This is a genomic window from Bradyrhizobium sp. sBnM-33, assembly GCF_032917945.1.
GTDB lineage: Bacteria > Pseudomonadota > Alphaproteobacteria > Rhizobiales > Xanthobacteraceae > Bradyrhizobium.
In genome coordinates this window covers 2,949,286-2,961,680 of sequence record NZ_CP136624.1, presented here as the reverse complement: position 1 = coordinate 2,961,680, position 12,395 = coordinate 2,949,286, and the positions used below count along the sequence as shown (strand labels likewise).

The 12,395-nt window shown below is 61.4% G+C and carries 8 protein-coding genes; 5 read left to right on the top strand and 3 right to left on the bottom strand.

Annotated elements, in window-relative coordinates:
- Window position 1: 1 nt before the first annotated feature.
- From RX328_RS13595 to RX328_RS13575, 5 genes are all read left to right on the top strand, one after another.
- Window positions 2–667, top strand: a complete 666-nt coding sequence (locus RX328_RS13595) for a DUF4286 family protein (RefSeq protein WP_213252859.1) — start codon at window positions 2–4, stop codon at window positions 665–667.
- Window positions 668–1,143: 476 nt separating this feature from the next.
- A complete protein-coding gene (gene chrA / locus RX328_RS13590) occupies window positions 1,144–2,343 on the top strand; it encodes a chromate efflux transporter (RefSeq protein ID WP_213252860.1) in 1,200 nt (399 codons plus the stop codon).
- 250 nt (window positions 2,344–2,593) lie between these two features.
- The gene (locus tag RX328_RS13585) at window positions 2,594–4,393 is read left to right on the top strand and encodes an FAD-dependent oxidoreductase (protein ID WP_213252861.1); all 1,800 of its coding nucleotides are present in this window, start codon (window positions 2,594–2,596) and stop codon (window positions 4,391–4,393) included.
- Window positions 4,363–6,213: a 2-oxoacid:acceptor oxidoreductase subunit alpha gene (locus RX328_RS13580; protein WP_213252862.1), complete on the top strand. Its 1,851-nt coding sequence runs from the start codon at window positions 4,363–4,365 to the stop codon at window positions 6,211–6,213. Before RX328_RS13585 ends, RX328_RS13580 begins: the two co-directional genes overlap by 31 nt.
- On the top strand, window positions 6,210–7,265 hold the full coding sequence (locus RX328_RS13575; protein ID WP_213252863.1) for a 2-oxoacid:ferredoxin oxidoreductase subunit beta: 1,056 nt from the start codon (window positions 6,210–6,212) through the stop codon (window positions 7,263–7,265). The genes RX328_RS13580 and RX328_RS13575 overlap by 4 nt, the downstream gene beginning before the upstream one ends.
- Window positions 7,266–7,411: 146 nt before the next feature.
- Here the strand turns inward: RX328_RS13575 and RX328_RS13570 are convergent, their stop codons facing one another.
- The 3 genes from RX328_RS13570 to RX328_RS13560 are packed head-to-tail and all read right to left on the bottom strand — an operon-like array spanning window position 7,412 to window position 12,193.
- Complete coding sequence (locus RX328_RS13570; protein WP_213252864.1) at window positions 7,412–8,959, bottom strand: SpoVR family protein; 1,548 nt, start codon at window positions 8,957–8,959, stop codon at window positions 7,412–7,414.
- A complete protein-coding gene (locus RX328_RS13565; protein ID WP_312018043.1) occupies window positions 8,956–10,236 on the bottom strand; it encodes a YeaH/YhbH family protein in 1,281 nt (426 codons plus the stop codon). Before RX328_RS13565 ends, RX328_RS13570 begins: the two co-directional genes overlap by 4 nt.
- A gap of 13 nt (window positions 10,237–10,249) precedes the next feature.
- Complete coding sequence (locus tag RX328_RS13560; protein WP_213252865.1) at window positions 10,250–12,193, bottom strand: PrkA family serine protein kinase; 1,944 nt, start codon at window positions 12,191–12,193, stop codon at window positions 10,250–10,252.
- Window positions 12,194–12,395: the final 202 nt, after the last annotated feature.

Genomic DNA, 12,395 nt, shown 5'->3' with positions numbered 1-12,395 from the left:
AATGCCGATCGCCGGAAAGGGCATGCTGCTGACGTCGATGAATATCGATGCCGAGCACGAAGCCGAGTTCAACCGCTGGTATGATCGCGAACATCTCGAAGAGCGCGTCGCCATAGATGGTTTTCTCGAAGCCCGCCGCTATGTCGCGCATGATGGCAACCCGAAATATCTCAGCCTTTATTCCACTGAAAGCTTCGAGGTGCTGGACAGCCCGGCCTATCGCACCGCCCTGGCGAACCAGACGGCGTGGTCAAAGGCCAACATCGCCCGCTTCCAGAACATGATCCGGGCGGTGGCACGCATCACGGTCAGCCGCGGCACCGGCCGCGGCGCTGCGCTCGGCATTGTCCGGCTGCGTCCCCAGGCCGGCGGCGAGGACAAACTGCGTGCTGCGCTTGTCGAGCAACTCGATCCCACCCAGCTCGACGGCATCATCTCCCTGCACTTGATCGAGAGCGACCCGGCGCTGTCGAAGCCGATCACCGACGATCCCTCCACGCCCAATCCCGGCGCCGGCGATTGGTTCGTATTGATCGATGCGACGGGTGTGGATGCGGTGCCTGAGGCAATGCTGCGCTTCAGCGGCAATATCGCATTGAAGCCGCTCGTGGTCTCGAGCGGAATCTACCGGCTGATGTGGGATCTGGCGAAGAGCGATATCGGCTAGACGCTTTCGCTGCTACCGATGGGTGCGGAGAGCTTGGGCGGCCATCCGACCCGGCTGGCGCGGCTCGACAGGAATCCCTGATATAGCGCTGTGCCGGCCGTTCCAAACAGCATGCGTCGAATACGCCGGTAAGAGACCACCGATGAAGACGCTGTTAACGCAATGTGTGTAAAGCGGTGGCCGGGAATTTGCCTTTTGGCAAGCGCTGCTCGGTTCGAAGCGGGCCCCACGGCCAGTGCTTGCGCGACTTGGCTTCGATTCTTCTTCTCCTAATGGTCGAAGGCCTTGATAAGGCGGATGAGAACTTCCGCCGAAGTCTCTAGCATCGCTTTCAATTACCTTGCTGATGTTCTTTCTCAGATGTGTGATGATCGCCCCGAAGCGCTCTCTAGGTGCTGGGCGACCAATCGGTTGAGGATGCGCTTGGTGACGTTACCGGTTCCCGGTATTTTCAACCGTAACTGGAGTTGAGATGCATGGCGGAAAAGTCCGCGGGCCGTATCGCCGAGATTTTCGCCGCCTTCCTCAAACTGGGGCTGACATCGTTCGGCGGGCCAATCGCGCATCTCGGCTACTTCAGGGCGGAATTCGTCGAGCGGCGGAAATGGCTGAGTGAAAGCAGCTACGCCGATATCGTTGCGCTCTGCCAGTTCTTGCCGGGCCCGGCCTCCAGCCAGGTCGGCTTTACGCTTGGCATCCTTCGCGGCAACGGCCTACTCGGCGGGCTGGCAGCGTGGTTCGCTTTCACGATGCCATCCGCGCTCATCATGTTTGCCTTCGCAGTCAGTGCGACAGCCCTCACGGGCCCGTTCGCGGAGGGCCTTCTCCACGGCCTGAAGCTGGTCGCGGTCGCCGTGGTCGCGCAGGCGATCTGGGGCATGGCAAACAGCCTGACGCCGGACCGCGAACGGGCTGCCATCGCGCTCGCCGCTGTTGCAATCGTGGTGTTCATCGGCGGATCGTTTGGGCAGATCGGCGCGATCGCGCTCGGGGCGCTGGCCGGGCTCTGGCTGTGTCGCGCTGATGGGCCCACGGCAACGGGCCAGCTCGGCTTTTCCGTGTCACCTCGACACGGCATGGCCGCACTCGTGCTGTTCGCAATTCTGTTCCTGGTCACGCCCTTGGTGACGGCAAAAACCGGCTCGCAAGGGCTTGCCCTGTTCGACGCCTTCTATCGTTCCGGCGCCCTGGTGTTCGGCGGCGGCCATGTCGTGCTGCCGCTATTGCAGGCGGAAGTCGTAACGCCGGGCTGGGTCAGCAACGCGGATTTCCTCGCCGGCTACGGCATGGCGCAAGCGGTGCCCGGACCGCTGTTCACGTTCGCGGCCTATCTCGGCGCCGTCGCAGAACCCGCCCCCAACGGGCTCGCCGGCGCTTCGATTGCGCTCATCGCCTTGTCCCTGCCGGGACTGCTGCTGGTCTACGGCATGCTGCCGTTCTGGGACGCGCTGCGGCTGCGCCCCAAAGCCCAGGCCGCGATGCGCGGCACCAATGCCGCGGTCGTCGGCATCCTTGGCGCCGCGCTCTACAATCCGGTCTGGACCAGCGCTGTGCTCACACCACGTGACTTCGCCGTCGCGTTGGCGGGCTTCCTGCTGCTGACGGTCTGGAAGCTGCCGCCATGGATTGTCGTGGTCATTCTTGCGACAGCCGGAGCTGCGCTGCGGCTGACCTGACGTCTGCCGTTTCAGCATTAAAGCAAAGCTGCACTGCACATGCTGCAGCGCCACATCAACGCTGCGACGCCAAATCCACGTCTCCATGCAATTGAAAGCTAGAGATCGCGCAAAATTGCCTTTGTGCCAGCTCTGGAATGGCTCTAATAAGATAAGCCGATGATCCAATTCAAAAACCACAAGAACGCTTCGTAAGCGTTCGCAGGCAAAATAAGGCCGCGTTGCGGTTGCTGGCGCGGACAAGGTAGGAATGAAACCGACTGATATCTCGGCGCCAGACTACTTTCACAAAGTCGTCGATTGCCAATGGGCCTGCCCCGCACACACCCCGGTTCCCGAGTACATCCGTTTGATTGCCGAGGGGCGTTACAGCGACGCCTACATGGTCAACTGGAAATCGAATGTGTTTCCCGGAATTCTGGGACGCACCTGCGATCGACCATGCGAGCCCGCCTGCCGGCGCGGCCGCGTCGAGGAAAACCCGGTTGCGATCTGCCGCCTGAAGCGTGTTGCCGCCGACTTTAAGGATGACGTCAAACACCGCATGCCGAAGCCGCTCGCAAAGAACGGCAGGCGCATCGCGCTGGTCGGCGGCGGTCCTGCTTCGCTGGCGGTGGCGCGCGACCTCGCGCCGCTCGGCTATCACTGCACCGTGTTCGATGCCGATCCCAAGGCGGGCGGCATGATGCGGAGCCAGATTCCAAAGTTCCGCCTGCCGGATTCGGTGATCGACGAGGAGACCGATTACATCCTCAATCTCGGCGTCGAGTTCAAGGGCGGCCACCGCATAGACAGCCTGAAGAAGCTGCTAAGCGAGAACTACGACGCGATCTTTATCGGCTCCGGCGCGCCGCGCGGCCGCGAGCTCGACATCCCCGGCCGCAAGGAAGCTGCCGCCAATATCCACATCGGCATCGAATGGCTGGCATCGGTCTCGTTCGGCCATGTCGAAAAGATCGGTCGCCGCGTGATCGTGCTCGGCGGCGGCAACACCGCGATGGATTGTTGCCGCACCGCGCGCCGACTCGGCGGCGAGGACGTCAAGGTGATCGTGCGCTCCGGCTTCGAGGAGATGAAGGCAAGCCCATGGGAGAAGGAAGACGCCCTTCACGAGGATATTCCGATCCTCAATTACATGGTGCCGGTGTCGTTCAAGCATGTAAGCGGCAAGCTGATCGGCGTTACCTTCCAGAAGGTGAGGGCCGAATACGACGCCAAGGGACGTCGTAACCTGGTGCCCTCGGGCGAGCCGGACCAGACCATCCCTTGCGACGACGTGCTGGTCGCCGTCGGCCAGGAGAACGCGTTCCCCTGGATCGAGCGCGACTGCGGCATCGAGTTCGATAAATGGAACATGCCGCAGGTCGATCCCAAGACGTTCGTATCGACCAATCCGAAAGTGTTCTTTGGCGGCGATGCTGCCTTCGGCCCGAAGAACATCATCTGGGCGGTGGCGCACGGCCACGACGCCGCGCTGTCGATCCACAAGATGATCTCGGGCGAAGACATCAATGAGCGCCCGCTTCCCGAAGTGCAAATCTCCTCACAGAAGATGGGCATTCACGAGTGGAGCTACGACAACGACATCTCCGGCGACAAGCGCTACAAGGTGCCGCATCGCGACAAGGTGATCGCGCTAAAGGACATCAAGGCCGAGGTCGAGCTCGGCTATGACGTCAAGCTCGCGCTCGGCGAGGCGCAGCGCTGCCTGAACTGCGACGTGCAGACCATATTCTCGGCGCCCGCCTGCATCGAATGCGACGCCTGCGTCGACATCTGCCCGATGGATTGCATCACGTTTACAGAGAACGGCGAGGAGGACGACCTGCGGCAGCGGCTGAAAGCGCCGTCGCCGCATCACGACCAGGCGCTCTATGTCGCCGAAGGGCTAAAGACCGGCCGCGTCATGGTGAAGGATGAAGACGTCTGCCTGCATTGCGGGCTGTGTGCCGAGCGCTGCCCCACCGGCGCCTGGGACATGCAAAAGTACCTCATCGATATGACTTACGCGGGATCAACATGTCAGTCCAAAGCCCGATCAGCAGCGTAAACGACTTCGTCGTCCGCTTCGCCAACGTCAACGGCTCGGGTTCGGCGAGCGCCAACGAGCTGTTCGCGCGCTCGATCCTGCGCCACGGCGTGCCGGTCTCACCGCGCAATATCTTCCCCTCCAACATCCAGGGGCTTCCGACCTGGTATGAGGTGCGCGTGACGGAGGCCGGCCATCTCGGCGCCCGCGGCGGCGTCGATTTGATGGTAGCGATGAACCCGCAGACCTGGGACAAGGACGTCGCCTCGATCGAGCCCGGCGGCTATCTGTTTTACGATTCGACCAAACCGATGCCGTCGTCGAAATTCCGCACCGACATCACCGTGATCGGCGTGCCGCTGACTGCGATCACCAACTCGACCTATACCGATCCGCGCCAGCGCCAGCTCTTCAAGAACATCATCTATCTCGGCGCGCTCTGCGCCCTGCTCGACATGGACCCGAAGCTGGTCGAGCAGCTCATCGGCGAGCAGTACAAGGGCAAGGAAAAGCTGCTTTCCTCGAACGTCCACGCGCTGCATCTCGGCCGCGACTGGGCGCTGCAGAACCTGAAATACCCGATCGGTCTGCGGGTGAAGAAATCAGACAAGGTCGGCGAGCGCATCTTCATCGAAGGCAACAGCGCGGCTGCGCTAGGGGCGGTCTATGGCGGCGCCACCGTCTGCGCCTGGTATCCGATCACGCCCTCGTCGTCGGTGGCGGAAGCCTTCACGAGCCACTGCAAGAAGCTGCGGCACGACCCTGAGACGGGCAAGGCGAAATACGCGATCGTGCAAGGCGAGGATGAGCTCGCATCCATCGGCATCGTGATCGGCGCCTCCTGGAATGGCGCGCGGGCCTTTACCGCAACCTCCGGCCCCGGCATTTCCTTGATGACCGAATTCATCGGCCTGTCCTACTTCGCGGAAATTCCGGCCGTGATCATGAACATCCAGCGCGCCGGCCCTTCGACGGGCATGCCGACGCGAACGCAACAATGCGACATCATCGCCTGCGCCTATGCCTCGCACGGCGACACCAAGCACGTCCTGCTATTCCCGGAAGATCCGGCCGAAGCGTTCGAATTCGCGGCGCAGTCGTTCGATCTCGCCGACCGGCTGCAAACCATGATCTTCCTGATGCTCGACCTTGACATCGGCATGAACCACCGACTCTGCCGCCCGCTGAAGTGGGACGACGCCCGGCAATACGACCGCGGCAAGGTGATGACCGCTGAAATGCTCGATGAGCCGGGCCGCGACTTCGGCCGCTATCTCGACGTCGACGGCGACGGCATTCCCTACCGCACCTATCCGGGCACGCACCCCACCAAAGGCTCGTTCTTCACCCGTGGCACCTCGCGCGACCGCTACGCGCGCTATTCGGAGGAAGGCGCAATCTACGCCGACAACATGCAGCGGCTGGTGCGCAAGTTCGAAACGGCGCAGGACATGGTGCCGCGGCCGTTGCAGGCCAACGCCGCCAAGCCGACCAAATACGGCGTGATCTATTTCGGCTCGACGTCGCCCGCGATGGACGAGGCGATTGGGCTGTTGGAAGCGCGCGGGCATCAGCTCGACCGCATGCGCATTCGCGCCTTCCCGTTCCATTCCAGCGTGGCGAGCTTCATCGCCGACCATGATTTCGTGTACGTGGTCGAGCAGAATCGCGACGGCCAGCTTCGGCAGCTGATCGTCAACGAGAACGGCATCGATCCGGTCCGGCTGGTGCCGATCTTGCACTATGACGGCACGCCGATCACGGCGCGCTTTATCGCCAACGCGATCGGCGACCACCAGGACCACCTGAAAGTGACCCCTCTCCGCAAGGCCGTGTCATGACCTACATTGCAAAACCGAAATTCCAGCATCCGGGCCTGCCGAAGAACGAACTCGGCTATACCCACCGGGATTACGAGGGGAAAGTTTCGACGCTGTGTGCCGGCTGCGGTCACGATTCGATCACCGCCTCGATCATCGAGGCCTGCTATGAGCTCTCGATCGAGCCGCACCGGGTGGCAAAAATCTCCGGCATCGGCTGCTCGTCGAAGACGCCGGACTATTTCCTCGGCAATTCGCACGGCTTCAACTCGGTGCACGGCCGCATGCCGTCGGTGCTGACCGGTGCCAACCTCGCCAACCGTGATCTGATCTATCTCGGCGTTTCCGGCGACGGCGATAGCGCCTCGATCGGCTTCGGCCAGTTCGCGCATTCGATCCGGCGCGGGGTCAACATGACCTATATCGTCGAGAACAACGGCGTGTACGGCCTGACCAAGGGGCAATTTTCGGCGACCGCCGATCGAGGCTCGAAGTCGAAAAAGGGCGTGATAAACACCGACAACGCCATCGACCTGGTGGCGATCGCGCTACAATTGGGTGCTAGCTTCGTGGCGCGCAGCTTCTCCGGCGACAAGAGCCAACTCGTGCCGCTGATTGCGGCTGCGATCCGGCACAAGGGCGCTGCGTTCATCGACGTGATCAGCCCCTGCATCGCCTTCAACAATCACGCCGGCTCGACCAAGAGCTTTGACTATGTCCGCGAGCATAACGATGCGGTCAACCGCCTCGACGTCCTCACCGGCCGCGACCCGATCACCGTCGAATATGCGCCGGGCACGGTGCAGGTGGTCGAACAGCATGACGGCACGCGGCTGGCGCTGCGCAAGATCGACGCCGACTACGACGCCAACGATCGTCTGGCGGCGATGACGTTCCTGCAGAAACACGCCGCCAAAGGCCAGGTCGTCACCGGGCTGCTCTATGTCGATCCGGACGCGGAAGACCTCCACGCCCATCTCGACACCGTCGAGACGCCGCTCAATACGCTGGAGGCGAAGGACCTGTGCCCCGGCTCGGCGGCGCTGGAAAAAATCAACGCCAGCCTGCGGTAGTTAAGCTGCGCTAAAGCTGCTCAAACCTCATCCTGAGGAGCCTGCGGAGCGGGCGCCTCGAAGGATGTAGGCCACAGGTGGGGCCTCATGGTTCGAGACGCGCTTTGCGCTCCTCACCATGAGGGTTCATGACGCGGTAAACCTGGCTAGGCTACCGCGGCGATGTTCCGCGGGTGCGCAACGTACTCCTTCAAGACCTTGTCGGACGACGTATCGACCTCGACGAGGGACACGTCGTAGGTCCAGAGATCGGCAAGGTGCTGCAGCACGCGCTTGGTGTCGGCTTCGCTAAGCTGGGCGCCCTTTACCACGGTATGGCGCAGCATCAGGCGGCGATCGCCTGCAAGGTCGACGTCGACGACTTCGATGTTGGGGTCGATGAAACCGACATCGTACTGCCGCGCCAGTTCGCGCCGGAGCCGGCGATAGCCGCGCTCGTCGTGGATGGCATCGACCAGGATGCCGGAGCGCTCTTGTGGATCGTCATGCAGATGGAACATGCGGAAGTGCCGCATCAGCCGCGGGCTCATGAACTGGCTGATGAAGCTTTCATCGCGATAATTGGCCCAGATGTCGCGCAGCACGCCCATCGCATCGCCCTTCCCGGCGATATCCGGGAACCACTCGCGATCCTCGTCGTCCGGATCAGTGACGATGCGCTGGATGTCCTGCATCATCGCAAATCCCAGCGCATAGGGATTGAAGCCGGAATAGCGCGGATCGTCGAATTCGGGCTGGAACACGACGTTGGTGTGCGACTGCAGGAATTCCAGGAAGTTGCCGTCCGTCAGCCGTCCCTGCTCGTGCAGCCGGCTTATGATGCGATAGTGAACGTAGGTCGCCGTGCCCTCGTTCATCACCTTGGTCTGGCTCTGCGGATAGAAATACTGCGCGATGTGCCGCACGATCCGGAGTATCTCGCGTTGCCAGGGCTTCAACCGCGGCGCCGTCTTCTCGAGAAAATACAGCAGATTTTCCTGCGGCAGACCGAGCATCTGACGGCGGCGCTCGACGTCCAGTATCGCGTTGCTCTTGGCCGGGCCGGTCGGAACGGTACGCCACAGATCGTTGAAGGCGCTCTCCTCATGGGCACGGCGCCTGCCCGCCCGCTTTTCCTCCGCGCGTAGATCGAGGCTCTTCTTGCCGGGATAGCGGTCGATGCCGTGCGACATCAGGGCGTGCGCAGCGTCGAGCGTATGCTCGACCGCCAGCCGGCCATGGCGCTCCTCGCAATGCGCCACGTAGCGCTTGGCGAACTCGAGATAATCGAGGATGCCGTCGGCGTCGGTCCATTGCTTGAATAGATAGTTGTTCTTGAAGAAATGATTGTGGCCGAAAGCGGCATGCGCGATGACGAGCGTCTGCATCGTCGCGGTGTTTTCCTCCATCAGGTAGGATATGCACGGCGAGGAGTTGATGACGATCTCGTAGGCCAGACCCATTAGCCCCTTGCGGTAGGACGCCTCCTGAAAGGCAAAATGCTTGCCGAACGACCAATGCTTGTAGAACAGCGGCATGCCGACGGATGAATAGGCGTCCAGCATCTGCTCGGCGGTGATGACCTCGATCTGGTTGGGATAGACGTCGAGCCCCAATTCTTGCACCGCAACCTGCTCGCACGCATCGCAAATCCGCTGCAGCGTCCGGAAATTCCAGTCGGCACCCTCGAACAGCAACTGGTCAGTCGCGGTCATGATGCGGTCCTTTCCTGCGGGCCACGACGCTGGAAAAGGTCGTGAAACACCGGGAAAATCTCGCTGCGCTCGTTGACCTTGCGCATCGACAGCGGCGCGCCGCTGGCGCGCAGGCCCTCGTAGAGGGTCCAGAGCGCCGAATTGGGCATTTCGTAGGATAGGCCGTTTTCCTGGCCGACTTCCAGGTAGGCAAAAAACTGGGTGACCGGCAGGATGTTGTCGGTGAGGAGCCGGCTCGCGACTTCCCCGTCCGCGTAGGAATTGTCCCCGTCGGAAGCCTGTGCAGCGTAGATGTTCCAGTCCGCCGGCCGGAACCGCGACCGCACAATTTCATGCATCGCCTGCAACGCGCTTGAGACCAGCGTGCCGCCGGAAGCCGGCCCGTAAAAGAACGTCTGCTCGTCGACCTCTTCGGCCCGGTCGGTATGCCGGATGAAAACGATCTCGACGTGGCGATACCGCCGCTTCAGGAAGACGTAGAGCAGCATATAGAAGCGCTTGGCGAGATCCTTCATATGCTCGGTCATCGAACCGGAGACGTCCATCAGGCAGAACATCACGGCCTGCGCCACGGGCTTCGGTACCGTCTCGAAACGCCGGTACCGGATGTCGATCGGATCGATGAACGGGATGCGGCGCATCTTTGACTTCAGGGCGTCGATCTCGGCCATGAGTTCGGCGCGACGCTCCTCCTCGGTGCAATCCAAAAGCTCCGCTTCGAGGGCCTCCAGCACCTCCGGTCTCGGCCGCCGTAGCGCAACGCGCCGCGCCAGAGCGCGACTTACCGTTCGGCTCACCGAGATGTTGGCAGGCGATCCGGATGTTGTGTAACCGGCGCGGCGAATGCCTTCGCTCTCCACCTCGGCCAGCTTTCGCTTGGCAAGATCGGGCAGTTCCAGGTCGTCCAGGAACAGGTCAACAAACTCGTCGCGGCTGAGAACGAAGCGGAACGTATCTTCGCTGTCGCCCTCGCCCGCCCCTCTTCCCTTGCCGCCGCTCTGGTTCGGTCGCGGAAGGATATCACCTTCGACGAACTTCTTGTTTCCAGGCAGCACCATGTCGCGCGTGCCGCCTTCGCGGCGAAAGCGCGGCTCGTCCATGCCGTCGATCGGGACGCTGACCTCGCCGCCTTCCAGGACATCCTTGATGTCCCGGCTCTGCGACGATTTTTTCACAGCTCCCTGGACCAGCGCCTTGGCCCTGCGCAGAAAGCGCTGGCGATTCTCAAGACTCTTGCTGCCTGGATTCAGGCGCCGGTCGACGATGTGAATAGCCACGTTTTCATCCGCCTCAGCCAGCCTGTTTTACGCGCATGTACCACTCGACCAGCCTGCGGACTTGCCGCTCGGTATAGCCGCGCTCGACCATGCGCGCGACAAACTCGGTATGTTTCTTCTCAGTGTCACCGTCCTTCTTGGAGCCGAACGAAATGACGGGAAGCAGGTCCTCAACCTGGGAGAATATCCGCTTCTCTATCACTTCCCGGATCTTCTCGTAACTGGTCCATGACGGATTCTTGCCGCCGTTCTGCGCACGCGACCGCAGCGAGAACTTGACGACCTCGTTGCGGAAGTCCTTGGGATTGGCGATGCCGGCCGGCTTTTCGATCTTCGTCAGCTCCTGATTGAGCAGGTCGCGATCGAGCAGTTGTCCGGTGTCGGGATCCTTGAAGTCCTGATCCTCGATCCAGGCATCGGCATAGTCGACATAGCGATCGAACAGGTTCTGGCCGTAATCCGAATAGGATTCGAGATAGGCCTTCTGGATTTCATGCCCGATGAATTCGGCGTAGCGCGGCGCCAGCTCGGCCTTGATGAATTCGAGGTAACGCTTCTCGACTTCGTCGGGAAGCTGCTCGCGCCGGATCGCCTGCTCCAGCGTGTACATCAGATGGACCGCGTCGGCACCTACCTCATTGGTGTCGTGGTTGAAGGTTGCGGCGAGAACTTTGAAGGCGAAGCGGGTCGAGACGCCGTCCATGCCTTCATCGACGCCGGCAGCATCCCTGTATTCCTGGACGCTGCGCGCCTTCGGATCGGATTCCTTCAGGCTTTCACCGTCGTAGATCCGCATCTTGGCAAACACAGTTGAATTCTCGTGCTTGCGCAACCGCGACATCACCGAGAAGCGCGCCATCGTTTCCAATGTGGCCGGAGCGCACGGCGCCGTGGCCAGTTCGGAACCCTGGATCAGCTTCTCGTAAATCTTCTGTTCTTCGGTGACCCGCAGGACGTACGGCACCTTGATGACGCAGATACGGTCGATGAAGGCCTCATTGTTCTTGTTGGCTTTGAAGCTTGTCCATTCGGCCTCGTTGGAGTGGGCGAGAATGACGCCGGTGAAGGGGATCGCACCGATATTCTCGGTCCCGATGTAGTTGCCCTCCTGCGTCGCCGTCAGCAGCGGATGCAGCATCTTGATCGGCGCCTTGAACATCTCGACGAATTCGAGAATGCCCTGGTTGGCGCGATTGAGGCCGCCCGAATAGCTGTAGGCGTCGGGATCGTTCTGGGCAAAGGTCTCCAGCTTGCGGATGTCGACCTTGCCGACCAGTGACGAGATGTCCTGGTTGTTTTCATCTCCAGGCTCGGTCTTTGCGATCGCGATCTGCCGCAGCCGCGACGGCTGGATCCTGGCGACGCGGAATTGCGAGATGTCGCCACCGAACGCTTCGAGGCGCTTGTAGCACCACGGACTCATCAATCCGGTGAGGCGACGGCGCGGAATGCCGTACTTCTCCTCGAGCATCGGCCCCAGCGAATCCGGATCGAACAGGCTGAGCGGGCTTTCGAACACGGGGCTCAGTTCGTCGCCGGCCTTGAGCACGTAAATCGGATGGACTTCCATCAACGACTTGAGGCGCTCGGCGAGCGACGACTTTCCGCCGCCGACGGGACCCAGCAGATAGAGGATCTGCTTGCGCTCTTCGAGGCCTTGAGCTGCGTGGCGGAAGAATCCGACTATGCGCTCGATCGTGTCTTCCATGCCGTAGAAGCCGGCGAAGGCCGGATAGACCCGCATCGTGCGGTTCAAAAAGATACGGCCAAGGCGAGAGTCCTTGGCCGTGTCGATCATCTGAGGCTCGCCGATCGCAGCTAGTAGTCGTTCGGTCGCGTTGGCATATAGCATCGGATCGTTTCGACACGACTCGAGATATTCCGCCATCGACATGTCGGTCTGGCTTCTAGCTTCGAAGGACCGGGCGAAAGCATTGAACAGAGAATCGTTGTACATGATCCGTCTCTCCATGGTCACCTGTAAATGCCGGACGCACCACTAGGGTTCCAGTATCGGAGCGTCACAGCTTCCGTTCGCGAATCACCATCAGCACCTGCACTGATTGGACACGCGAGCGACTTCACAATGCAATGCAATAGTCGTGCTAAGGGCGTCCACCTCGTATTGATACGGTGCCATTTCACTCGCGTTGTAACCG